The 25358-nt window shown below is 41.7% G+C and carries 24 protein-coding genes; 3 read left to right on the forward strand and 21 right to left on the reverse strand.

Annotated elements, in window-relative coordinates; genetic code table 11:
- Window positions 1-4: 4 nt before the first annotated feature.
- From FPL27_RS11210 to FPL27_RS11270, 13 genes are all read right to left on the reverse strand, one after another.
- The gene (locus FPL27_RS11210) at window positions 5-799 is read right to left on the reverse strand and encodes a hypothetical protein (RefSeq protein ID WP_143961179.1); all 795 of its coding nucleotides are present in this window, start codon (window positions 797-799) and stop codon (window positions 5-7) included.
- On the reverse strand, window positions 799-1776 hold the full coding sequence (locus FPL27_RS11215) for a hypothetical protein (protein ID WP_143961180.1): 978 nt from the start codon (window positions 1774-1776) through the stop codon (window positions 799-801). The genes FPL27_RS11210 and FPL27_RS11215 overlap by 1 nt, the downstream gene beginning before the upstream one ends.
- 371 nt (window positions 1777-2147) lie before the next feature.
- Window positions 2148-3161, reverse strand: a complete 1014-nt coding sequence (locus tag FPL27_RS11220; protein WP_143961181.1) for a PorP/SprF family type IX secretion system membrane protein — start codon at window positions 3159-3161, stop codon at window positions 2148-2150.
- The gene (locus tag FPL27_RS11225; protein ID WP_143961182.1) at window positions 3161-6178 is read right to left on the reverse strand and encodes a PKD domain-containing protein; all 3018 of its coding nucleotides are present in this window, start codon (window positions 6176-6178) and stop codon (window positions 3161-3163) included. Before FPL27_RS11225 ends, FPL27_RS11220 begins: the two co-directional genes overlap by 1 nt.
- A gap of 258 nt (window positions 6179-6436) precedes the next feature.
- A complete protein-coding gene (locus FPL27_RS11230; protein ID WP_143961183.1) occupies window positions 6437-6640 on the reverse strand; it encodes a hypothetical protein in 204 nt (67 codons plus the stop codon).
- A 569-nt stretch (window positions 6641-7209) separates the two neighbouring features.
- Window positions 7210-7446: a hypothetical protein gene (locus tag FPL27_RS11235; RefSeq protein WP_143961184.1), complete on the reverse strand. Its 237-nt coding sequence runs from the start codon at window positions 7444-7446 to the stop codon at window positions 7210-7212.
- On the reverse strand, window positions 7425-7880 hold the full coding sequence (locus FPL27_RS11240; protein WP_143961185.1) for a DUF5675 family protein: 456 nt from the start codon (window positions 7878-7880) through the stop codon (window positions 7425-7427). Before FPL27_RS11240 ends, FPL27_RS11235 begins: the two co-directional genes overlap by 22 nt.
- Window positions 7877-8632, reverse strand: coding sequence for a hypothetical protein (locus tag FPL27_RS11245; RefSeq protein WP_143960207.1), 756 nt, complete (start codon window positions 8630-8632; stop codon window positions 7877-7879). Before FPL27_RS11245 ends, FPL27_RS11240 begins: the two co-directional genes overlap by 4 nt.
- Window positions 8633-8758: 126 nt before the next feature.
- Complete coding sequence (locus FPL27_RS11250; RefSeq protein ID WP_143961186.1) at window positions 8759-9496, reverse strand: hypothetical protein; 738 nt, start codon at window positions 9494-9496, stop codon at window positions 8759-8761.
- 144 nt (window positions 9497-9640) lie between these two features.
- Window positions 9641-10291, reverse strand: a complete 651-nt coding sequence (locus FPL27_RS11255; protein ID WP_143961187.1) for a DUF6266 family protein — start codon at window positions 10289-10291, stop codon at window positions 9641-9643.
- Between the two features lie 257 nt (window positions 10292-10548).
- Window positions 10549-10758: a hypothetical protein gene (locus FPL27_RS11260; RefSeq protein WP_143960204.1), complete on the reverse strand. Its 210-nt coding sequence runs from the start codon at window positions 10756-10758 to the stop codon at window positions 10549-10551.
- A 45-nt stretch (window positions 10759-10803) separates the two neighbouring features.
- Window positions 10804-11742 carry a terpene synthase family protein gene (locus FPL27_RS11265; RefSeq protein ID WP_143961188.1) on the reverse strand — a complete coding sequence of 313 codons (939 nt, stop codon included), beginning with the start codon at window positions 11740-11742 and terminating at the stop codon, window positions 10804-10806.
- Window positions 11735-12340: a Crp/Fnr family transcriptional regulator gene (locus FPL27_RS11270; RefSeq protein WP_185974354.1), complete on the reverse strand. Its 606-nt coding sequence runs from the start codon at window positions 12338-12340 to the stop codon at window positions 11735-11737. Before FPL27_RS11270 ends, FPL27_RS11265 begins: the two co-directional genes overlap by 8 nt.
- A gap of 428 nt (window positions 12341-12768) precedes the next feature.
- Between FPL27_RS11270 and FPL27_RS11275 the strand changes: the two genes are divergently transcribed.
- Both FPL27_RS11275 and FPL27_RS11280 read left to right on the forward strand, forming a co-directional pair.
- A complete protein-coding gene (locus tag FPL27_RS11275) occupies window positions 12769-13263 on the forward strand; it encodes a MauE/DoxX family redox-associated membrane protein (RefSeq protein WP_143961190.1) in 495 nt (164 codons plus the stop codon).
- Between the two features lie 510 nt (window positions 13264-13773).
- Window positions 13774-14058, forward strand: coding sequence for a hypothetical protein (locus FPL27_RS11280; RefSeq protein WP_143961191.1), 285 nt, complete (start codon window positions 13774-13776; stop codon window positions 14056-14058).
- Window positions 14059-14095: 37 nt separating this feature from the next.
- Here the strand turns inward: FPL27_RS11280 and FPL27_RS11285 are convergent, their stop codons facing one another.
- From FPL27_RS11285 to FPL27_RS11300, 4 genes are all read right to left on the reverse strand, one after another.
- Window positions 14096-15460 (reverse strand): RagB/SusD family nutrient uptake outer membrane protein, encoded by a 1365-nt coding sequence (locus FPL27_RS11285; protein WP_185974355.1) that lies wholly within the window; start codon window positions 15458-15460, stop codon window positions 14096-14098.
- Between the two features lie 25 nt (window positions 15461-15485).
- Window positions 15486-18686: a SusC/RagA family TonB-linked outer membrane protein gene (locus FPL27_RS11290; RefSeq protein WP_143961193.1), complete on the reverse strand. Its 3201-nt coding sequence runs from the start codon at window positions 18684-18686 to the stop codon at window positions 15486-15488.
- Between the two features lie 45 nt (window positions 18687-18731).
- Window positions 18732-20369, reverse strand: a complete 1638-nt coding sequence (locus tag FPL27_RS11295) for a TlpA family protein disulfide reductase (protein ID WP_143961194.1) — start codon at window positions 20367-20369, stop codon at window positions 18732-18734.
- Window positions 20370-20502: 133 nt separating this feature from the next.
- Complete coding sequence (locus tag FPL27_RS11300; protein ID WP_143961195.1) at window positions 20503-20787, reverse strand: hypothetical protein; 285 nt, start codon at window positions 20785-20787, stop codon at window positions 20503-20505.
- A gap of 946 nt (window positions 20788-21733) precedes the next feature.
- On the opposite strand from FPL27_RS11300, the gene FPL27_RS11305 reads away from it, so the two are divergent.
- Window positions 21734-22018, forward strand: coding sequence for a hypothetical protein (locus tag FPL27_RS11305; protein ID WP_143961196.1), 285 nt, complete (start codon window positions 21734-21736; stop codon window positions 22016-22018).
- A 130-nt stretch (window positions 22019-22148) separates the two neighbouring features.
- On the opposite strand, the gene FPL27_RS11310 is transcribed toward FPL27_RS11305, so the two are convergent.
- The 4 genes from FPL27_RS11310 to FPL27_RS11325 are packed head-to-tail and all read right to left on the reverse strand — an operon-like array spanning window position 22149 to window position 25235.
- On the reverse strand, window positions 22149-23303 hold the full coding sequence (locus tag FPL27_RS11310) for an SAVED domain-containing protein (RefSeq protein WP_143961197.1): 1155 nt from the start codon (window positions 23301-23303) through the stop codon (window positions 22149-22151).
- Window positions 23300-23764 carry a hypothetical protein gene (locus tag FPL27_RS11315; RefSeq protein ID WP_221936598.1) on the reverse strand — a complete coding sequence of 155 codons (465 nt, stop codon included), beginning with the start codon at window positions 23762-23764 and terminating at the stop codon, window positions 23300-23302. Before FPL27_RS11315 ends, FPL27_RS11310 begins: the two co-directional genes overlap by 4 nt.
- Entirely contained in the window at window positions 23751-25004 is a 1254-nt protein-coding gene (locus FPL27_RS11320; protein WP_143961198.1) for a nucleotidyltransferase domain-containing protein, read from the reverse strand. The genes FPL27_RS11315 and FPL27_RS11320 overlap by 14 nt, the downstream gene beginning before the upstream one ends.
- Before the next feature lie 3 nt (window positions 25005-25007).
- Window positions 25008-25235 (reverse strand): DUF2188 domain-containing protein, encoded by a 228-nt coding sequence (locus tag FPL27_RS11325; protein ID WP_143962145.1) that lies wholly within the window; start codon window positions 25233-25235, stop codon window positions 25008-25010.
- Window positions 25236-25358: the final 123 nt, after the last annotated feature.

Here is a 25358-nt window from a genome sequence, read left to right on the forward strand (position 1 = left end):
CTTCTTAATTGATAATTCTGGAATTTCCGTTATCCCTCCTTAATTGTTGGAAAAACAGGGTATTTACATTTTTATGCTTTTCCTCACAGGAAATAAGGACTGCTTTTTCTACCTCTGAGCCACAGGCATCCTGAACGTTGAGGATAACATTATAACTAGGCGGTAGGGCTACTTCTATTCCACTGGTATATCCTGCAACCGGCACCTGAAATGAAAGTGTTTTTACATTATCCGGGCTGGTACTTCTCTCCAAAATTGTCCAGTTGATGGTGAAAGGAGGAGTGCCACCATTGATCAATCCGTAAAATTCAAATAGGGTATTATCCAATACTTCACAGTCGAGGGTCAAGGGGTTGATGAGGATTTCCACTTCCGGTTCGGGTGCTATAAAGTCCTCCGATAAGCTGAAGCTTGCTTGATAAATCTTTCCTGTGTCCCCAACTGTACGGAAAGTGTATATTTTCTCAGGTTCCCAACCCTTCAGCCAATCCATGAGCTTGATACGAAACTCATTTGTTCCATATTTTTTTTGAAAGCTTTGGGTCTTGATGCTTTGGCCCTTCCAGTCCAAAAGTTCAACCTTAACCAAACCGTTTTTCCCATACCTGTCATCAAAGGAAAGGTAGACATGGGGGATATTAAGCTGATGGATAAAAGCTTTATTTCCAGACTCCAGACTCAGTTTATAATAAACCGTATCAGTTTCCTGTTTATAATGCTTAAGGTCATGGTACTGGGCAAAAGCCGATATTTTTACTTCAATAAGAAGAATCAACAAAAGCAGTAAAAATTTCCTCATTATTTTTTATTGTTTTGTAAAGAACTTAACCCCACCCTGATAATGATCGGTGAATCAGAAAGTGATCGGTCACCTATTTGATATAGGGCCATAAAGTTGAGGCCGCTGTTAGAGGACAGTTTGAGCAGGTAACCGGCACCTATAGCAACCTGATGAAAAAGAGCAGAAGGATTCTCTGTTAATGTAGATTTTTCCCGGATTCCCAATCTTTTGTGCACTGTATTCTCGGCCTGCACAAACAATTTTTGCTCTATCAGATCATATTTTATAAAGGGTCTGAAGCCTAAAGTTGAAAGCTTTGGTAAATCAGGCTGAGGAATGCGCGGATCCGGTTGGCCAAAAAGTATATTAGGACCGGCTCCTATTGAAAACTTTTCAAACACATTTAAACCAAGTGCAGGAGAAACATTTATAATTCTGTTAAAATCAGGTATCCATGAAACGACCCCCTCCAAAAAAAATCTTTCTTTAAGTTTTTGTTTGTTTTCAATAATTACTCTGGCATGAGCTTCTTTCCCCTGCTGTGAAATTTTGGAAAAATTTTCATTCTGGTAAATTACCTCTCTGAGCTCTTCCATTTGAACAGCAGAAAGCACTTTGGAGGACAAGCCATTAGGTTCGGTCGGAAGTTCCGGAAACTGAATCTTTTTATAACTCTCCATTTTTTCTTTGAGCGTCCAAGCTTCCTCCAAAACTTTAATCTCCTCTTCCCTACCCTGTATCTTTAGGTCCGTAAGTATTCCATTTTCATTTGACAATGGGCTATTTAAATCCAGGGCTCCATTTGGAGTTAAAACTTTAATAGAATCAACTACGCCCTCAATCTTCTGAAGTCTTAAAGAATCATCTGAAATGTTAAGAGGTCTGGATCTCCGAAGAGAATCCATTTGGTTTGGATCAGTTTTGACCACAACTTTTTGAGCAAAAGAGGCTGCAGAAAAGAAAACTAATAGCAGTGAAAGTAAAAGTTTATCCATATTAAAAGCTTATGGTAATCATGTTTCAAAGAATTTGTTTGATGATTATCAGGTTGGGTAAGTTTAAAAAAACCTCCAACCAAAATAAATCTGAACAATTAAACAATATTCGGATCTAATTTACGTTACAATTCAATGTTTCCAAATCTTTAGTTAATATTTTTTTCGATTTTTTCTTAAATACAAATTTAAAGACTGGAAAAGCATTTTAATATAGAAGAAAAAACTGATTATTGACCGAATCCTTTATACCCTACAAACAAAATGAACCCCATCGAGTAATTATTTACAACTTCAGGTAAGTCCTGCCTGTTAATACTGCCATCTACCCTCTATCCGAGTAGACTTGAACACTGGATTCTAACGGAAAATCATAATAGATAATTAAAACATTTCAGTTTCCTGCCTTTATATCGTTTGGGATTGACATTTTCCTTCAAAAACAGGTATCTTAGGGATACTTCGTGAGCTCCCCTCATCTGGGAGGCGAATGGAGAGATCAAATAATCATAGCTATAGCCAAGTATCATTCCTGAATCAAGTGCAAACCCTATCGTCAGAATGATTGAATCCTGATTTGGCAATCCTTTTTTACCGGGAATCCCTCTATATCCTATTCCGGTAATAAGTGGTCCATATAAAATTTGTCCGCCAAAATCAAGCTGCATAAATGTGCCTTGCTGTTTATAATTTGCCAACAACAGAAAGCTGTTTTCAGTTGATGACCCATAACTTGGGGAAAGTGGGAAATTTAGGCCGGTGTGAACACTGTATTTTATAGGTAACTTTCCACCTTCTAAATCAGGATAAAAGGACAAAGAGGGACGGTTAAGGTGGTGTGCAGATAGACCCATCCAAAAATTCTCTCCACTCAATAACCCCCCAAAGGACAAATCAACATATCCATAAGAATCCCGGCCGGGCTGGACATCACCTGAATTGGCAGCAATGGAACGGTTAATCAAATCTACCTGATCCCCAAACAACAACTCATCTAACATCACATTTCTCCTGACATAACTTGCCTGACTTCCAAATCTGAGATCCACTGATTCAGATAAACTCAAATTATAACTATAAAGAAAAGCTAAGTCAGTGGTTTGGATATTCCAATTTGACTCTTGAAAGCTCGTAACAGATACCCCGTACCCGCTTTTGATATCCGGGTTATAGTAATCCACATAAGCGCTGTATGAATTAAAATCAAAATCCAATCCCGGCCATTGCTTCCGGTAATTCAGGCCTACTCTGAGCATATCGGTTGCTCCAGTCATAGCAGGGTTCAAATATAAAGGGGCTGCATAAAACTGGGAGTAATGAAAATCCTGTGCTTTTGCTACAGATACAGAACCGATTAATATTATCAACAAAATCAATCTAGCCATTATTTCAAAAGTAAAAAGACCCCGGTCTTTGTCACCTCCCGGTCATCCAATGTGGTAAATCTTAATTTATATACATAGTTACCGGGAATGGCAAGCTGCCCTTTAGTAAAGCCATCCCAACCTGGAGAATCCAATTTAGTGGTATGGAATACCAATTCTCCCCATTTGTTCTGCACCCAGAATTCAATAGTCTTGAAATATAAGAATTTGGGGAAAAAGTAATCGTTCAATCCATCGCCATTAGGGGTGAACGCTTCGGGAATGACTAAATAATAATCCCAAACCTCTATTACCTGTTTTTGTACGGTCTGGCAACCGTATTTATCAGTAACTATCAAAGTAATGGTGTATTGACCCTCTGCTGTATAGGTATGAGTGGGGTTTTCCTCAAAACTCACACTTCCATCTCCAAAATCCCAGTAAAACTCTACAATAGGACCATTAGACTGGTTTACAAAATTGATTTGTTTGTTAATAAGAAAAGACTGGTACAGATCAAATTCTGCTGATTCGATCCCAATATCCATTGTGACGGTAAATTCCTCAACAGAGAAAATTTGTGAAACCATACAACCTTTTGCATCACTTACTTGGAAAGTATATTCCCCTGAAAGGGAGGATGAGAAACTATATCCATTATTTGAGATGATTCCCCCGGACCATTCAATACTATAAGGCGGGACCCCACCATCAATTTTTAATTCAATAATTTCATTTATCAGCCTTGGTTCACAACTAATTTGGGTGCTTCTCTCCCAACTTACTTCAAGTGATGGGGTTTCATTTATTTTTAAATCAACATCAAGAACACCGAAACAACCATTTGCATCATATACTTCTACATTATAGTCCCCCCTTCCCTGACCTACCAACAAACGGCCGGTGTCAGGTAAAACATTTCCATTTTTGGTCCATACATATTCATAACCTCCTGCACCTCCACTTGCTTCCACCTCAATTGACCCTGTTCCTCTTTCATAACAGATCAGTTCTGTATAATCAATCAGGTGAAGCTGTAAGGCCTCAGGCGCTTTAAGCTCAAATGAACTTACATTAATACAGCCTGCCTGATCCTCTACCGAAAGCTCATAAATCCCGGACTTTAAACCGTTGATTTCAAGTTCATCTGAACTAAACCCTTCAGGGCCTGTCCAAGAATATTGGTAATCCCCCGATCCACCTGTAATGCGGATGCTTATCCACCCATCCTCCATTCCGGAGCAGGAAACCCCATACCCATTATAATCACTTATATTTTCATTTATTTCAAGTGGAGGAGTTACTGTTACTCTATGAAAAATGGGATCGGAATCACAAGAATTCTCTCCTGATGTCTGTCCAATAATTTCAAAAACGACATCTATGGGGTGTGGGGAATTGTTTGTAAGCATTTGTGCAGGCATATCACCAATCCCTTCGGAAACCAAGCCACCAATACCTGCAGCGGCGGCATTGGCTCTCCATACAAATTCAGTTCCTTCCAATTGGGAAGCAAAAAACACCCCTTCCATAAAGTTTCCTGAGCAGATCTCTTGATCGGCGAGTGATGGCGTAATTCTTGGCTTGGGCAAAACTGTTATGGTAATTAGGAACTCATCGCCCTCGCAAATATCGAGCAATGGAATTGCACTGTAAACAATGGATTTGGGCTCCGTTCCCTCATGCGAAAGAGTTTGGTGAAAGGGCCTAAAATCCTGGGGAACAGTAACACCTTGGAGCCCTTCATCCTCCTGGACCCTCCAGTTGAACAAAGCTCCTTCAAGGTGTTCAGAAGGTTCGAAACTTACCGATTCTCCACTACAAATGATGAAATTTTGATGAGTGACCCTAGGTTTGGGTAATACTGTAACTGTATAATTCACCGGCTCAGGAATACAGGTTTCGCTATCATAAGGAACCAAACTTGCTTCAAAAACAAGTTCTACAGGCCAATCAGATTGATGGGTCAATACTTGAGCGGGAATTTCCGAGGCACCATCCTGCTGCACATCCGCGATATTCCCTGAAACCAGCCTCCATGATAAGTCACCCGGAACAGAAGGAATAAAATTAACCATCTCCATGTAACCTTCAGAACAGATAACCTGATCCGGGATTGAAACATCTATGACCGGCAGTTGCTTGACTTCTATTATAAATTCTTCCTCTACATAACAATTGATATCCAGATCTATCAATTTAAAGAAATATGATGTGGTTATCTGGGGGTTAACGGTTATGTTTCTTGAATCAGCATCAGAAAGGTACTCCTCATTATCTGAGGTCCATAGGAATTTGTAATTTCCATTTGCAGGATAAATTTCCGGATTAATGGTAATAGGATCATATGGGCATGTTTCCAAAGGTTCACCCACTATTATTTCCGGCAATGGATTGACTTTCTGAATCGCATGGGACATTTTTGTACCACAAATATTACTGATCAGTAGCGTGATATTATATTCCCCGGGTGTGTCATAAAAAATAGGCCCCGGGTAAGCATCATAAGAATACGAGGGGCTGCCACCTTCAAAACTCCAAATATACCAAATATCCTCCCCTTCACAGTCGGTCACCTCGGCATAAGGGAATATTTCACCTGGGCCGCAGAGATCCGTAATACCAAGGACTTCAGAAGTAGGACTCGAGATGGATCTTGCCAGCTTGGTTTTGGTGAATGTTCCACATTCTGTATAATAGGTTAGGGTGATTTCATACTTTCCGGAATTGATCAAGTGGAAATGGGTCGGATTGGACCTGCTGTCTCTTCCGTGGATGAATTCCCAATCCGGACCGGGACCGCATGACCCTTCCACATAAGCGGCAGACCACTCAAAGTATTGCACAGGACAGGTAGGAGCAGTTTCATCTGTTGCTACAAAAAAGAAAGGAGCACAGCCATCATAGTAATCAAGGCTAAAATCCACTTCAAAATCAGCCCAACCTTCCCTATTGAAATTTTCAATTGGTGGCAACGCTAGTCCTAAAGATTTTTCTACAACAAAAAATAATAAGAATATGAGTATTGCGCGCGCCATTTAAATAAGGTAAACAAAGGGAAAAACCAGTATTCTCATTATTTTACATTTAAAAGATTCAGCAATATATTACCTTGTATAATTTTTCAAACATCCAAATAAGAATATTTTTCACCAAAGTTGTACAAAACAATTTTGTTAATAGAAAAGTAGTTTTATTACACTTAAAAAAACCAGCCCGGAATCCAGACTGGCTTTAACTCAACTTTACTTCGTACTTCCAACTTCGTACCTCGTACTTAACCTCGTACCTCGTACTTAATCAGTTGTAACCTGACTCACTGCCGCCAGTACCGATCCCGCCACCACCGCGTATCCTGCTGCTGTAATGATCGCGGCAGGAAGGGCAACTGGCGCAGCCAACAGGGTTCCCCCTGCTGCTGCCAGCATCATTCCGGCATATTGCAGCCTCTTGAAAAACGGCGGCGTGGGCGCCTGCCATCTGTTTTGGATTTCGTTCATTATGTTTATGGTCTAAAATTTAAGATTACGTTGTTGTCATGGTTGTCCGCTGTTCCGATGCTGCGCATCGGAATTCGCCGTTGTCATGGTTGTCGTGGTTGTCAGATGGAGCATCTCAGCCGGCCATTGTAGCAATTTTTGCCTTTCCGGATTTTTAAATGCTCAGTGCTCAGTGCTCCGTGCTCAGCGCTCAGAACCACCGTTGTGCGTATGTCTCCGACTTTTTGTTGTCCGCTCTTCCGACGCTGGGCATCGGAACCCGCCGTTGTCATTGTTATCGTGGTTGTCAGATCCAGCATCAAACGGGACCATTTTTGGCATTCCGGATTTTTAAATGCTCAGTGCACAGTGCTCCCGTTCTCAATGCTCCACTCCGCTTCGCTGCGGTTCCCGATTCCCCCCGATATAGCTATCAGGACTGCTCGGGACTATGCGAGAAGACGGCATGTAGTACAGTGACCAGCGATGCGTCCTCAGTGCCCAGTCCTTTCCGTACATAGAACAATGACAACCCTGACAACAACCCGGGGAGGCGAAGCCGACCCACGGGTGGACAACCCTGACAACTACTAACTCACCTTCTCTAACACCTGCACCCGCTTCCTCAGCATACCCAGCTGCGTCACCAGCATGGACTTCATCACCAGCTGCTCACCCTGCAGGCTGTGCATACCGGTTTTCAGCTCAGCAAGCTCACTCTTCAATTCCCGTAGGTCCTGGACAAGGTACCTGAGCAGGAAACCGGAGATGGAAAGGAGGACTGTGACCAGTCCCCCCACTCCCACTAAATAAATTCCTCCGTCCATAGCAGTTCTGTTACAGCTAGGTTTAGGGCAAGATCCGCATCGCTGAAGATTTCCAGCTTGACTTCCTCTCCAGCATCCAAGGCCTCGTACACCATATCCCGAAACAGGTAGGTTGCATTCCGGGAAAAGTTACCTTTCCCCTCGCCTGTATGGTTCGTCACCGGGGCAATGCAGCCTCTCAGCTCCTTCAGCGCATCATTGGCAGGATGGAAAAGGATTCCAGACCTGTCTTTCACCCCTTTTACCAGCAGGTGCCAGCCGTATCGCTCGGAATACCGCTTCTCCAACCCATAGACACCCTCCGGAATACAGGACTCATTCCGCCTGTTGTTTCTGTAGGGCAGCTCTATGGTTTTGGCCACCTCGATCCCATTGTGGGTGATAAACCCGTTGGTGCCATTGGGCCAGTACTCCCTGTTCAATAAGAGCTTCATGGAGTATCGATTTTTTCGGTCAATATGATTGTACCGGCGTTGTACCCACTGTCATTCATGGGAAACTCCTCCCCATTGACCGTCTGGAAAAATTCAATGCCGAGCACAAACACCCTGTGATTGAATTCCAATGGCACCTTGTTAAGCTCCAGGGTCAGTTCAGGGGAACTCGCCCGCACGCTCAACATTTCCGACTCCACTTTCTCCAGGTTGAAATCGGCCAATTCAAGATCAATGGCACCTCCCATGAGGTAGATCCTGTAATTGGTGGTGCCGGAGGGTGCCATCAGATAACTCGCGGGATGAAATGCCGGAAGGCTGATCGCCAGGGTTTCCCCAGTATTGGTGATGACCACGTGCTTTTTCAACACAGATGTAAGGTTGGCTCCGGCATTGAGCTGCAATCCCTTTAACAGGTCCCAATTGCCCTCAGTCACCTTTCTTTCTCCCCTGGTGTTTACAGGATCGCTTTTCACCACCTTCACCATCGCATGCTGAAGCCTCCTGTGTAGCCTGGAATCGGTAGAGGAGATGATTGCCGGCCTGATGCTGTTCTTGAGCAGCTTGACGGCCGAGGCCGCTTCGGCAAACTCCCGCATATTCTCCCTCGTACGGGCATACTTGGGATCATTCATGATCCGCTCCTTGGTGACCCCGCCTTTTTCGCGGACCATAAAACCGTCTTTGTTTTTGTAAAATGTAAGTTTTCCTATATTGCCGGTGAAACTCACAAAACTCGCTTGTTGTCCCATATTTTATTGGTTTTAAATGTTAAACATGTCCAAATATCAATTGTAAAACATTGATTAACAAACAATTATGCGGTTACAGCGGATTCTGCGCATTTTGCGGTCAGTGCGGAAATACAGGCATTAATATTATTCCACCCTGACCACCTTGGCGCCTTTGTACATCGTGGAGCAATAGGGGTAATATGTTCCAGCCATCCACTGATAATATTCAATACTGAATATGTATAGCCTGCGCGTGCCGGGGATATCCTGTTTATCCACCACGAGTTCTCCCCCCTGGAGTGTGGTCCCCATCTCAAACTGTCTGGACAGTTCGACCTGGGAGTCGTTTCCCCTGCCTTCCACGTCCACCGTTACCACGTTCAGAAAAAGGCTGAGGTGAGTGGCGTTGGCCGGAAACTCAAACTTCTCAAAATCCGTTTGGCTCCACGAAAACCTCAACTCTGAGGTGGTTTCCTCCACACGGATCTCGGGCGACCATAGTTTCCAGAACTTTCGATCCTTGTTCAGCTCCAGACCTTCCAATAAACTCCAGTCCCCATTCCCGGGTTTCCTGCTCCCGGGAGGATGCACAGGATCGGTTTTCGTGATTTTCAGCAGCAGGGTGAAAAACCTCTTGCTAAAGGTGCTGTCAGCACTCCTTTGAATCAGGGGCAGGAACAGGTTTCTGATCCTTTTCCCTTCCCCAGCTGCCAGCTTGAATTCCTCCATGTTTCTACGGGTATGCTCATAGTTGGGATCCTTCATGATCCGGGACTTGCTTACCCCTCCTTTTTTCCGGGCATAATATCCCTTGGCGGTTTTATAATAATTGATACCACCCATATTGCCTTCAAAAAATAATAATCCACTTTGCTTTGCCATAGTTGTTTTCGTTATAGTTATAAAAAATTAATTATTAAATGTTTAATTGTTCAAGGTTCACTGTTTAGGGTTCATAACTCTGAACTGTGAACAATGAACCGTTAACCGTGAACACGTTAAGCCTTAAACCATAAACCTTAACCCTTATACCCTCCCCACATACACACTGTCCGAAAGGTCCCGGGTTTTGTTTTTGGCCAGAGGTCTGGAAAAGGAAATGTAGGCCTCAAGTTTCCCTACATGCAGATCGTGCCTGTAAATGGAGACAAGCTGTTGCTTTTCCCATCTGAAATTGCCCTCCAGGACAAAAAACACGGCTTTGTCCTCCACATTGTAAAGGGTCACCATGACCTGGTCATCCCGCCGGGCACTGCCAAGGTTGGAATTGTCCTCCCATTCAAAGAGGACCTTCCCATCCCCGGCCCAGTGGACAGTGGGAGAAAGTGCGCCCGTGAGTGTTCCCCCGCTCACTTTGATCAATGATGGATCCAGCGTGCTGTCTTCAAGGCTGCCCTTAAACCCGTTTTTGATGGCCCAGCCACAGGCAAGGTGGGTGCCCGTCCGCATGCCTGTGGCCTGTTGCTGAAAACCGAATTCCACGGGAATTTTGAGCGGTTTGAAAAATTCTCCCGCAAGCCGGAATTTCCGTTGCCCATACTCCTGCAATTTGGTGGGAGGCTTTGCAGCAATTTTTTCAACATGCTTTCTTACATAGGTCACCCCCTTCACCCGGTAGTAGACCAATGATCCTTTTTTGCCCCGGTAGTGTTTTTCGGGACCTTCTGCTTTTGCCATTTTTTTGTTGTTAAACGTGAATAAAAAATTGAAATGAATGCCATTCCGTAAGACCCAAGGCAGCCCTATATGTCCCTTTACCCTAGTCCCGTTTTGAAATTCTTTCGGAACAGGCACGGAGCACACTCAAGCCGGCTGTTTTGCGAATCTGATGGGCCCCTGAAGCGGACCTGATCGGGAGGAGGTCGGGAGTATATAGCCCTTTGGGTCGGGGGAGATACGGCCCCACAAAAACTCCCATGACCTCCTGGATTTTTTTATAAATACTCTTCAATTTCCTCCACGGGTATCCCGGAAAATTTTGAAAACTCCTTGACGGTCACAAACTGGTGCTTCCCTTTTTTGTAGTATTTTTTGATCCTGCACAGCAGGTCCTGTCCATAGCGCTCACTCATGTTGGTAATCCTGAGGATGTCATTGGCGGAAATGACGCACTTCTTCTTGATCTTTTGATTTTTCTTGTACATAAAAAGATGGGTTAAAAAGTAATACATGGATTGGCAACTTTGGGATCAATTGCCGTTTTGGGCCGAACGGTAACGCTGCGTATCGGCTTTTGACCATTCCGTGCTTCCGGAGATCAAAAATCTTAAGGCCATCAGAAATTCATGGCTGAATCCATCGGTTTCCTCCGCACAGTTGCGGATTTCTACTTCCATCCGGTGGAATCTTGCCACTTCCTCGTAATGCAAATCAAAGACTTTTTTTAGGGCTGCCTCCGGTTGCAACTGATAATGGTGCCTAATCAGCAGGACAAGGTTATGACAATCATTCTCCAGTTTTTCCTTTTCATAGGACATCAGATCGTTAGCGATGTAAATGATCTTTCCTGCCACCACCTGGATAGCTTCGAATTTTGATTTTTGGGTCAATTCAAAGGGAATGTCCCACACGGGAGGGATGAGAATAAAAGCAATCTTCGCCCCGGAGAATTCCACTCTTTGCCTCATATATTCGCCAATAGCGGGAATCCTGTTTTTCTGACGGTTTCGTGCCTCCCAAGATCCCGCTTGAAGAAACTTCTCAAAAAGTGTCTGTGCTTCCTTTTGCCAGAGATGGCCGGTCCAGGAACTGATTTCCTCCCATACTTCCTGAAAAGCCTTGGAAAAAAAAAGTTCCAATTTCCCCTCCTCCCCCTTTATGGCCTTCATCATATCCCGCGAAAGTATTATCCAAAATTCATTTTTGTCCACGATCATATCCGTATAATCGTCCAATATAAAAAGCAGGCAAAAAAGCTTCGCCACCGCCGTAAGTTTACGCTTGGATGCTTCCGGATATAGCCGCGCCGCAAACCAGGTGATCTTCATTTTCCGATATTGGGTTATTTCAAAAGGTCCCTTCAATATCTTTTTGCTTTGCGCCCATTGGATCACCTCGGCATCCACAGCTTCCACATGTGGATTGAGATAAGAGGGAAAGGCGTATTTTATGTTAAGGAGATTATTCATGATCAAATGACGGCCCCTCTTTTTCCAGTTCTTTCAATATCCTGCTCAATACTTCCGGGCTCATGCTGAGCATGTTGGCTATGTCCTTTTGCGGCAGAAGTTGCAGGGCATGTGGATCTTTTTTTAAAAAAATCCTAACCCGCTCTTTGGCATTTTTTCCCGCCATCCGTTCCTGCCATTTGATGTTCTGGTTATATACCTCTTCGGTAATCCGCAAAGCTAGCTTGGCAAAGTCCGGAAGCTCTTCAGTCAGGGGGTTAAAGTCCTTCTTGTAGAAGACCACCGCGACGGAGCTTACATAGGTCTTAATCAACTTGTTGGAAAGCATCTGGGGGATATATGAATTAAAATCACAGGCAATTTGATTCTCTTTGAAATATTTTTGGCAAAGCACTCCTTTTTCGGTGTGCGCATATAACCCCATGCCCCCTTCCAAAAGGTAGCGTGCCTTTACCTCCACCATACTTCTTCTTTTGACCAGGTACCTGGGTGGATACTCTTCAATATCCAAATATGGGATTACAGCCTTGTAGGTGGTAAAAGGGATCTCGTAATAGGGATCAAATTGGGCCTTGATTCTTTTTAATATCTTTTCCATATGCATATAAATTAAAAATTCAAACGGTCAAAAAAAGGGCTTAAAAAAAAGTCAAACCATGCTTTACGTTCCAAAATATAAAAACAAAAAAACTAAACCTCCAAATTACGTTACTAAATTGTTAACTATTTAACCTTAAAATAACAAATATCAATTTTAGATTTTTTCAGGTAAAAATTGATTTATATCCTATGAAGATTTTCATTTAATTGTACTCTATCTAAAAATCAAATAACAAAACCAATTTTTAAAACTTGATATATATCAAGAATTATTTTGCGACTACAACTACTCCTCCTCTATAAAGGAAAACTGAAAATTCCCATCCTAAAAAATAGTACTTGACCTAGATCAAGTTTGCTTTTATATATACAAAAAACATCCTAACTATGCATAAACAAGATTTAAAGTAAAAAACTTCAGGCCCAATGAGACAGAACATCACCATAACTGCAGCGATTCTTCTTATTATTCTTTTAGGGTATACAGGAGTAGCCAAGCTAACTGACTTTGCCAGTTTCCGCTCAGCAATGCAAAACCAGGAGATTCCGTTGGAGTGGGGAAGGCAACTTGCCTGGGCAATCCCCCTAGTTGAGATATTTCTTGTAGGTTTTTTACTTTTTGAAAAAACAAGAATCTGGGGTTTTATGGGCTCCTTGGCATTACTATCAGTATTCAGCACCTATGTAGGTCTGATCTGGATTGGCAGCTTTCCGAGAGTCCCCTGCGGTTGCGCCGGAATCTTCGACTCCATGAGCTGGGGAGCACATTTGGTAGTAAACTTGGCATTCGTAGCCATCAGCGCTGTAGGAATCTACCTCTCCACGACAATGCCTGGTGAAGGTCATCAGGAAAGTGGGGACAGGTTTAAAGGTTTAATTTCCGCTAAAGCGGAGGATGAATGGATTAACGTAAAGCAATGAGTGGGTTTATGGTTTATGGTCCGCTAATGCGGACGGTTAAAGTTTAAAACCGAGATCCATAAACCTTAACCCATAAACGTCCGCGCAGCGGACAATAAACTATAAACAAAATTCCGCTTCTTCTGAGAGTGAGGGTCAGAAGCTCACTATACCAAGCGGGGGTTGAAAGTTCAGGTGTTCAAGGTTCAGTTGTTCAATGTTCAGCTGTTCAAAGGTTCAAATGTTAAATGTCCATGATCAGGTGCACACGATCCTGAACATTGAAAGGCGTAGCCATGAACAGCGCAGTTGAACGGTGGAGCCCTGTACAGCGAAGCGGTATCTCCCGTCACTTCGACCAGAGCGGAGAAGTCTAAACATGTTTTAGTTTTCTCCAATACAGTCGAATTTGGGAGGTACCCAAAAAAGCCTCTACTGCTCAGTAGAACAAATCCCACACGATGGGAGCATGCTCACGGAAACTGGGCTGTAGAGGCTGTCATTTATGTATAATTTCTAAACGCATGAATTATGAAAAAGTTAATTAAATCGCTCCCAGCCCTAGGATTGGCGCTGGCAGCAACCATAGCATTTGCTTTCAATTCTCCAAATGGAGAAATATTAGAGCAATATGCCTATGACAGTAATGAAGATGTCTGGTACAACTTAACTGGACAATCGCCAGGACCAACTACGTACTTGTGCAATTCTGGTACCGTATGTACACAGGAAAGGCCTCATCCAGATGCCCCAATTGTTGCCACGGGTATGTTTGTGAAAATTGGGAATTTCCCAATAGTTCCAGAAGATGATTGATTAAATGAAAGGCAGGTGAAAGCCTGCCTTTCTATTTTTATCTCGGGTTTTGCTCCAAATTACTTAACCTAATTTCATCAGGAGGCAAAGGCAATGTGTATTTGGGATCGTTTGGAGGCAACATATACTCCTCTCCATCGATTTCCCTTTTTAAGGTTTTGGCAAATCTTTGCTCTTTGTTTAACCTTCTTAAATCCGACCACCTAACATTCCTAAACAACAATTCTTTCCTCCTTTCAAGTAAGATTGTACTCAAAAGAGCATCATCATTTTGGTATGACACAGGTTCGTAAGCTCCTTCTTGATACCTTGTCTCGAGCAACTGATCCAAAGTAGCACCCCCCTCCCCTGCTCTGCCCATTCTGGTTAAGCACTCGGCCTTGATAAGGTATATCTCGTTCGTAGATAGCCCTCCAAATAACTGAATCGAACCTGTATAATTTCCTTTGAAATTCGTCCCATTTCCTGAAGTTGATTCAGTAAAATAAATTTGCTTTCGCAAATCAGCATCATCATAAGACTGGTATAAATCATCTGCCACTAAGGTGGTAGATGAAAAAATCATATACATAGATAAAAGAACTTCAGAATGAAAGATAACCTCTGAGTTGAATAAAGGAATAGGGTATGGAGATAATGGATCCAAATGGGCATAATTCATTAAGGATCCATCAATTTCCAGACACTTTTCGGCAAATTCCAAGGCTTCTTCATATCTTCCCATTAAAAGAAAAACTTTTGAAAGTAACGCCGAAGCAGCCCATTTAGATGGTCTGGTGAGAATAGAAGACTTTTCGGACATTAATTTTTCAGCTTCTATCAAATCCTGAATGAGAAAATTATAATTATCTTCCAATAATGGCCTTACTGAACTTTCATTTATATTGCTAGTCTTTCGGATGGGCAACCCCAAGACAGTCGAGGAAGTATTAGGATCATATGAATCAGCAAAAAGTTGCAAAAGATTATAATATGCATTCGCCCTATAAAAATGAGCCCTACCGATCGTCTCCTGCATTTCCCTGCTTTCCTCTAGACCTTGAGGTGTGAAATCCTTAAGTCCATCAAGCACAATATTACTGTTCAAAATTTGCTTATAACATTCAATCCAGTCAAAGGACTTTTCTGTTTCAGGAAAAATTTGTGACTTCCATCTATATAGATTTTGCTCAGCTTCCGTCAAAGAAAATAGCCCGCTCCCAGTTATAGTCAAGTCATCAGCACTGATTACACCAAAATTCGGAGCGCTGTTCATACCCAAAGGAGTAGCATCTAAAAAACCTTGGTAATCAGCAAGGGTAGTGGGTACCACTAAGGCCATTGAAGGCTTTTCGTCCAAAAACTCCTGGCACGAGCTTAATACAATCACAATCAACAAGGTGATATAGTTTATCTTTTTCATCTCTTTAATATTTGATTTAACATTCTTAAAAGTCAAGGCGGACACCAAAAGAATAGCTTCTTTGGGCATTGGAGAACCTAAAATCAGGATCTTTTACTTGTTGCGATTTCTTCCAAAGTAACCCCAGATGGTTGGCGTAAGAATATATTTCCACCCGCTTAAACTTGCCGCTACGGGGCTCTAAACTGTAAGAAAACCTCACATCTTGTAGTCGTAGGTGATCCCCAGGCTCAATCAATGCGGCCGACCTTTGGTAAAAAACCTGTCTATTGTTATTCAAAGAAGACGGCATGGATGGAACGGTAGTGGCCAATTCATCCCCCGGCTGCTGCCACCTGTTCTGAAAATCTCCATGGGTGATATTCCCATTATACAAAGTCACATAATTGACAGAAGGTCTTCGGAAATAATAATTTAACCTGTAGGAGATATTCATCGATAGAGAAAAGCCTTTCCAAAAAAAATCATTTCTCAAAGCACCAAACCAAGTGGGCCTAGCCGAACCGTGAAAAATCAAATCTTCAGCGCCTGTAAGATTTATTATAGAACTATAGTTATCACTTACTTCTCCATCTAAATACCCTAAGGGATCTCCTGTTTGCGGATCAAGACCAGCAAAAGGAAGACTATAAATGCCATATAATGGCCTTCCCTCTACTGGAATCATTGCAGCAGATCCGCCGCCATGAAGTAAATAGTTGAGCGCAGGTATCTCTGCTTCATATTTTGTCACTTGCTCCTCTATATGACTGAGCAATAACTGGGTTTTCCATACCATACCTCGATTAATATTGGTGGAATTCAATGTCAAATCAAACCCATTACTCTTAGTATCCGCAAAATTTCCCCTGAACATTTCCACTCCCCTCGATGGTGCAAACGGTGTATCACCAATCAAATCCAACCCTCTTTTTCTATAAACTTCAATGCTACCATTCACCCTGCTTTTAAACAAGTCAAAATCCAATGCGAAATTTGCTATTTCTATTTGCTCCCACCTCAGGTCAGGATTTGGAGGATTGACCAATTGGGTATAGGGCACTTGTCCAAGCTGGTTGAGACCAGCAGGTCTATATATTGCCGTTGTGAATGCTGAAACAGATTTATCTATATTGCCATTGTAGCCGTAAGAAGTCCTTAGCTTGAGGAAATCAACCCACGAAACATTGAAGAAATCCTCCCCACTTAAATTCCAGGCAAAGCCTGTGGACCATAGCGGCACCGCTTTTTGATTGCTGTTCACTCCAAAAAGATTTGAAGCATCCCTTCTGGCACTTCCTGAGACGATATACCGCTTTTTAAAGGTGTAGGAAGCATTTACATAGGCTGAAAGAAACCGATCCACCAAACCAGAATGCCCCCCATATATCGGAATATTAGCCAATGAATTATTATGCAGTCTTCTAAACCTGGTGACTTGATCCACAGGTTGGCTGATACCAATTTCCTCATTAAATCCATAATACCTAAACCGATCGGTTCTGCTTTGGTGGTCTCTTATTTCAAATCCACCCAGTGCCGTCAACTCATGCTCTTGATTCCAGATTTTGTTGTAATTCAGTTGCCCCCTTATATTGTGACTGAAAGCGTGGCCATTGGCCACATCATAAATTCCCCCTTCCGGAATAATTCTAGTGATCTGCCCAGCCCCATCTCTCTGAGAAAATTGGTTGATCAGGTTTCTGCTAAAATAACTATTGGCGCTATTCAAGGTGGAGAGGTCTGCGGAGTTTTCCCAATACTGATAAAAAGCTTCCGCCCTCAGTCCTGGTGCAATCCGGTACCCTACAGAAGTGTTTACCCTTACATCATGATTTCTACTTTTTTGAACAGTCCTGCCAATTTCCCCAAGCGGAGAATAGGTCCAATCCAAAAGGGGTAGGTCTGACACCTCACGAAGAAATCTGGTACTATAATCCCTAATCACACTAGTTGGATTACCGGCAGCATCCACTAGCCGATCATGAGGAAACAGGTTTCCCACATCGGGAGCACCGCTTTCACTGGTAGTTTTCGCATAGTAAAGTCCCACTTTAATATCCAGTCGGTTATTCAAGGCACTCCATTGGTTCTGGGCATTTAAGGTGATCCTATCACGGTGATTCCCCACTTCGTTTTGGAGATTCTTATCATAACCAGCAGAGATAACATATTGATGCGTCCGGTTTCCGCCACGGATATTCATTGAATGCTGCTGGTTGACCGCTGGTCTTAATAGGTGCCGTGAAATATCATTTCTGATGTCCTGCCTCTGGTGTTGTCCCAATAGGTTATTGAGCTCCATTTCAGAGATTTCACCTCGGCTTTCTGCTATTAAGGCCTCTACCACCGGGGAAAGAGCAGGCCGGTTGTTGCTGTTGATCATGCTGTTATAAAACCCTCTCTCAAAAAGACTCTTTTCTACGTTGACAAAATCATCCATTCCCATCTGGGGAAGATGAAATAAATCCGGCTTGTCCACCACAGTTACGTTGGTGTTGAAAGTGATTTTAGGGACTGCCATCTCTCCCCCTTGTTTGGTGGTAATGATAATCACCCCATTCCCCGCTCGGGCGCCCCAAATAGAAGCGGCAGCAGCATCCCGTAATACAGTGATGCTTTCCACATCATTGGGATTAATGTTTTCCAAAGGTCCATCATAGGGGAAGTTGTCAATGACAATCAAAGGTTGGGCATCTGAAAAAATAGTACTGGTACCCCTGATGCTGATCGCATTGCCCGAAGATGAAATATTGCGGTTGAAAATCAAGCCAGAGGTGACATCTTCAAGCCTATCCAACAAATTGGTACTGACCCTTCTATTTACCAGCTCCTCATCCAGATGCACAAAGGAACCGGTAGCCCTTTCTTTGGATAACTTCTGGTAACCGGTGGAAAGCACCTCTACCCCTTCCATCTCAATTCCATCTTCCAACAATATTTTGAGCTCCCCTTGAAATGGAATCTCCAATTCCATAACCTTCGTTTCATACCCCATAAACCTTACCTCCAGAATATGTATTCCCGCCTGCAAATGAAGGCCAAAAGACCCTTGGTCATCCGTAAGGGCACCATTGTCTGTATTACGCACATAAACCGTAGCTCCTGGCAGGGGTAAGGAACTGGATTTGCTAAAAACGCTTCCCTCCAAGGGAAAAGCCTTATCTTGGGCTTGTACCGTATTGGTCCAAGCAATTAGGCTCCACCAAAAGGCAAAGCCAATGCTGATGTAGAATTTTGTTTTCATATTTTATAAATTTGGGATTGGTGTTAATTTGCTTTTCAATTCCTCTCATCTGAGGTTTTCTAATTTTTTCCATAGACCATCTGCATTTTTTTCATCTGGCTCCCACCCTATATATTGTCCCCGTTTATCCATTATTAGCAGGTGTGGAAATGATTTGATATTATAGTTCTCGAGCCAGGATACTTCAGACTGGGGGATATGGAGATTGAGCAAGGATTTATCAGTATACTTTCCAGAGGCAAGACCTAAATCCCAAAGCTCCATTGTTCTGTCTACAGAAACACTCACTATCCGAACCTCAGGTGCATCTCCTAAAAGATCTTGGAGCCGGCTGATTTGATATTCATAAAAATTGGCACTCGCACCACAGCCATAAAACCAGAAATAAAAGATTACATACTTATCCGCAAAGTCTTCCTTGCTCCAATGCCTACCTGATTTGTCTAGAAAAGCGAAATTCTCAACCAAAGCTCCTGCCTGTTGCTTTAGATAGTACTGATCAAATACAAACCTCCATGGGACAGAATTTATTTCAGGATTTGCCTTTTCCATATACCTTTCCTTGTTGGCAATGAAATTGAAATGATTCGCCAAATATTGCGAAAGTAATTTCTCCTTCAATTCGCCCTCAAAAACGGCATTGACAGCAGCTGTCATTGAAAGTCTTTCTACTATTGCCTTTGCATATATCCATTCTCCAAGAAACTCTAAATAATTAATCGAGATAGCACCAGCCTTATCAGAAATTTCATTTAACGATAGGGCTGATATATGATCGCTATAGGCAGCCATCAGTGATTGGTAAGCCTGACTTTCTTTATCAGGGTAGAATTTTGCGTAGAGATCCCTATTGAATGTTTTGATGAGTTTAGTGTAAAAGCTGCCAATGATTTCACCTTTTAGGATCTCAAATAAATCTTCATTCAGACTACCCTTATATTGCTTGAGACGCTCCCATTGGGGGTCATCTGTCCAATGCATTTGGACGTCTTCTATAAATCTGGAAACTTGCTCCTCTCCTTCTTCAATAATATCGAGGTATCCACCAAAAGAGGACCGAGCGGCCAAATAATGACTCCGGTAATCATCTAATTCCAGAAAATCTTCCTTGGACTTAGTAATAAACCTTGTGGGTTTGCTAAAAGAATTGGATTCCTTTGCAGATGCCATTTCATATTGACATTGGAAGGATTTGGCGGAAGGGCCGGCAAAAGAGACTAGAGTTTTGGTCTTATCCACCCTTACCATAATGCTGTCTCCAGGAAGCACCACAAAATCTTTTAATATATATCCTGCGCTATTTTTGAGACTGATATAACCTGGTCGGAAATATGGTTCCGTTTCAAATTGAAATACCTGGTCCATTGTGGGAGATACTCCATAGAAAAAAGATTTAGGCGTTCCAATTTGGGTATAGGACTTCTGCTTGAAATTGTGAGTGTTTCGTGACAAAAAATATGGCATTGACTCTAAAACTAAAGTGTCCTGTATTAAAGGGAAAGAAGATAATTCCAAATAGACTATCACAGGAGCTCCGCTACTAGAATCAGTGTCGTAATCTCCCATTTTGGGAGCCATAGTAAAGGATGTCATGTCAGATTCCTTTGGAGAATGAGGATTTCCTAACGCATCAATTGAATATTGGCATAGCAGTGCCAGGAAGAAAAAACAAGCTTTTTTCATACTACGTGTATTTAAGAAATATAAGGAAGTACAGCCCCCACCGATAAACCTTATGAGGAGAGTATCGAATAAACCATTTACCTTAATCTGGGGGCTGATATTTTTATTTTGGTTAATGTCAAGTCTCAGCTTGTCATTCAATTTTCTTGGGCTTCACCTCCAAGCTAAAGATCAGATCCTGTTTTTCCGCCTCATCCCTGAGGATCCGGCTAACTGCCTGGATCAGCAGAATACACTGCTGCTGGCTCATGGTCGTGCTAACGTACTTATTGTTGTACAACTCTTCCATCACTATCCCAGGACGGGATCTCCCGGTCTTGCGACCTGCTGTGCCGGCACTGACGGTACTTACATCGGACTTCCGACATCGGGCATCCGGCATAAAAAGCCATAGCAGTGCCATTAAGAATTGGTGCATTCTTTTTTTCATTATGGAAATAATAGTTAATGGTTAATGATTAAGGGTAAACTGTTCAGTTGTTCAGGGTTCGCAACCGTGAACTGTGAACTTCTACAACACCGCAGGGGTGTACCATTTGGGTTCAAGGTTCAATGTTCAATGTTCAAAAGCGTGAACCGTTAACTGTGAACTGTGAACCCTTACCCTTCCCCCTCCCAGGCGCCATGGTTATTGGTGGGAAAACATTGGGGATTAACGGTTAACTGTTAACTGTTAACTCTGACCGTGAAACCTTAACTGCGCAGCTTTGCTTCGCCTCAATCCGGGCTTTTAATCAGATTTCTCTGCAATTGCTTGAATGTTATTCTTAGGTTTTGATAGATAACGGGGACGAGGCAGCAGCATACGGGGTATCCCCATGGATCGTAGCGCAGATGTGTGATGAATTTGATAGGTAGGCAGCAAAAATCCACAATCCTTCCCTCCTGCTCTGGCAGGGTCCCTGGCAGTTTTATTACTAAGAAAGAATATGTTTGGCTTTTGGTGCTCATAATAATGATATATGAGCCTCTTGGAAGGTTGCTTGCTTAAAAGTATAGGGCAGCAACTCCTCTATTAATGCAGCATGGCTCTGGTAAAGCCACCATTTCTTTCGAAATGGCTCCACACATTAACATAAGGAGCGCCCGCCCTAATAATAAATATAGGGAATCGGGACGACTCACTTACGCTCGCGTGGAAAATTTACCAGATTTAGCAGCGAGGCTCGTTGAGCAGTCCTTCTATTTGAAGTTCTGCAAAATTAATAAATCACAGTGAATATAGGACTCAACACCTTTAAATCTCTGTATTGCATCAAATTTAGAAATAAAAACTTATAAATCAAATATTTTTACTGATAATTTGTAAATTATTCTTTCTGTTACAGACATACTACCACACCTTTGATATAAACCAGGGTGGAATGGCAAAAAAGAAGATTTCTGAAATTGAAATGGAGGACCAATTACAGTCAATTGGAGCTTTGTTTGAGAGTGGGAAAGTTAGAATAATGAAGGATATAGAAAAATTATCCCCCACAAAAATGGCTAAACTCCTCCAATTGAACCATGCGCGATACATTGAGAAATTGTACCACCCCGAACAATTTACCTTTGAGGAGATTCATAAAATCTCGATTTTAGTAGGGATAGAACCAAACCTAATTTCTGAAGTTATTAACAAAGAAATAATTAAAAACTTAAAATAGGCTTTTATTAGCCAATCTTGGGCTATTACATCCTGTAAGAAATAATTATACCTCCCAGAGATCAGGGGCTTTTTTTACAATCGAACCTTGTAGAGGTGGATCTACCGTCCCCTTACTGGAGACGGTAAATTTAAACAAAGGCCTTAGTACCACTTATTTCCAAAGTCTTCATAAATCCACCCTTTAACCAATTCTGATCATAAACAATTAAATTCGAATCTGCTTTACTATTCCAGACTCTGCCAAATTCAACAGCTGCAGAAGCTGGCATTGCAGGAAAAACATGTAATTCAACATCCTGACCATTTAAAGCTTTTACCTCATTGAACATTTTCCTGACAATTCTTTTAAATGCAATCAATTGTTCCCTTTCTCTTAAAAACTCTACATCAGGTGATTCAATTTTAATTGACCAGATTGGAACATCCCCAATAGCCTCAATTACTCGGTCATCTGTAATATTTGCGCTAAGTTCCACTTTTAAAGCTACAACCCTACCCTTTTCTGAAGATTTGTCTAAGTAATAATTGGTCATTCCATCTCCTACCGCCCACTTCCAAGTGTCGGGCTCTCTCTGAGGCTGATACACTTCAACAGATGTCAACTCACTTAATAAAGTGCCTAATTTAATAAGCAATGGCTGAGGAGCTAAAGCAAAAATTGAATAATGCTGAACAGCCTCCGTTTCAATTAATGGTTTAATTTTACTGTTAAATTGTCTTGTCAAACTTGTTTCTTCTGTGTCCCAGAATAACTCTTCATTATCGTAAAAACTCCTTTGATGTAAGGACAATTCAACAGGCCGATTATTATTCGGGTAAAATATTGGCAAAATAGCCTCTGTAGCTTTCTTAAATGGAATAGAGGCAGATTGGTTTCCAATATTTGCAGTATAGGTCACAACATTCGTACGGTTTTCCAACGTCAGTCCGGTAACAATTTCAATTCGTTTTTCGTGGGCCTCCTTCATTTCTTTAAGGATCGAAACCGAGTGATTTTCCACATCAGACTCATCAATCCTGTTATGACACTCGTCACATAGTAACATTAAATTATCAAACTCAATCTCTAGTTTTGGTGATAAAATCTCTGAGCCTCGAGGGCCTTTTGGACTCGCCCCAACAATATGTGAGATATATGCTTTGTTAAGACTCTTCTTTGTCAAAGAGTCTTCAAGCAAATTTACATTGCAGTTATAATACTGGCATCTTCCTCCTGATTTTACCCAAAGCTGTCTTGCCACTTTTCCTGGGATACCCTTTCTTACTCTATTAATAACACTCATTTTATCTGTTCATTTGAATATTCATCATGTCCACCACCTAGCCATTCTCCATTTGTCAGCCATAGCTCATAAAAAAACAGCCATTCGGAAGCCCACGGGATAATTGTGGCAACTATTAACTTCTCTCTTGTCCATTCATTTTTGCCGGGCGAGTATAAGCATAACTCTTGCTTCTCGTGAGAATAGACATGAGGAAGCTTAGACCTATTTTCCGCAATTTCCAAATCTTCCCCAATTACATAGACTTTTACCCCAAGGAACTTATCATACTGAATTCGAATATTGTAAGATTTACTGAATGGAGTTGGTTGAATTTTCAGTGATATGGAAAAGGAGTTTCCCTTAACCTTTTCTTTGATTAGATTAGGGAAACTTTCCTTTATTTTTTTAAGCTGAAAACTAGCAGAAAAACCATTCTTTATAGCTTTATGTGGCTTTTTTATATATTTATTCTTTACCAAGGTTACCTTCGAAATTATGTTGTTTTACTGACATCCCTATTCCTCCTAAAATCCCGGTAGATTTCTCCATCTTCAAAAGTCCTGAATCCCTTTTGCTTCTCATTTTATTACCATATTGGGTAAAAGCTTCATTTACCACACTTTGCCCAAACGATAATGAAAACGACTTTTGCAGAGAATATAGCCCGGAATTAGAAGATTCTTGAAGTGCTGCTAAATCCGATTTAACTTTTGATAACCACAGGAAAAAATTCTTTTCTTTCCGCGGTGTTTCATGCCATTTGTCAGCAAAATTTTCAGCAGAATTTACAGGGTTTTCTACCCATTTGATTAATTTCCCATGCTCAATTGAAAATCTTACCTGGATATACTGTTCCATTCTCGCCACTACATTCACCAAACCTTCTAAAACATCTACTTCTTTATTATAAGCCCTCGCAGCCAAAGTAGTGATAATGATGGATATTGGTTTATCATCATCACCATTAAAAAGCATATCACGATGCCTTTTCAGTATTTGAACAATTCTTTGAAGAGGTAATTTTTCGTCTTGATATTGGGGCACGGGTTTAACAGACTCAGAAAATAATTTAACACCACTTACAGTAATACTTGCCCTATCAAAAAACCATTTCCCATACCCGAATGGATTACATTTCAGCCAATTCAAATGGGAGGTTTCCGATTTATAATCCCCGCGTTTCTTGTCAGTAATTCTAATAGCCAATTTATCAATAGGTTCATTGGAGGAATAAGCCTTCTCTAATAAAATATGATAACCATGATCCACTATAGCAGGAAGTATATCCATGTGATACTTATTTTTGTAATTTTCTGAACTCTCCCTATACTTAAGTGTCCAACACCTTCTTCCATCGGGTTGAGCCAAAAGCTCAGCGTATACTTTTTTCTTTTTTAGTTGATCACCGACCTCCTTTTTTAGGTCAAATTGAGTCCACTCCTCCTTTTTCCCAGTTAATTGGCACACAAGATCGATATCAAGATCATCATCTGGATTAATGGGCTGAATCATTGTACCCAACAAGAAAGATCCTTGGGGTAAAATGGTGGGGAAATAGGGGTGCAAATTCGAATTGATTTCTGAAAGGTGATTTCCAACAGCATTATAACTTGATACTGCAGCTTCAAATTGAGTCCGCGAAATATCAAGTGACTCCCCTAAGCATTCTAGGATTTCCCTAAACTGCGACTTCTGTTCTTTATTCAAAGTTAGCTTCATTCTTTACCCTTTAATATTTCTAGGATCATTCCCGTGTGAATTCTTTTCACGAATTCTCCCATTCTTTCCGTGAATCAATAGCTCTGAGCTTTGATTTTTTGAAATTACCCTTGCAGCAGTAATGGCTTCCTTTTGGGTAGATGTTACTTTAGTGGCTTTTGAATTGCCAGCCCCTTTCACTGCCCAGCCTTCTGGGTGTTTGACAACATGTTGATTTTTACCTTTCCAAATTTGGCATTATGGATAAAAGTTGGAACGTCCATGTTATAGATGGAATTTTCATTGTGAAGCCTTAAAAGGTATTATTTCCGTCTTTTATTTACTTTTTAAGAAGTCCCAATATTATTCGGGTAC

This window comes from Litoribacter populi, from assembly GCF_007483685.1.
Taxonomy (GTDB): domain Bacteria; phylum Bacteroidota; class Bacteroidia; order Cytophagales; family Cyclobacteriaceae; genus Litoribacter; species Litoribacter populi.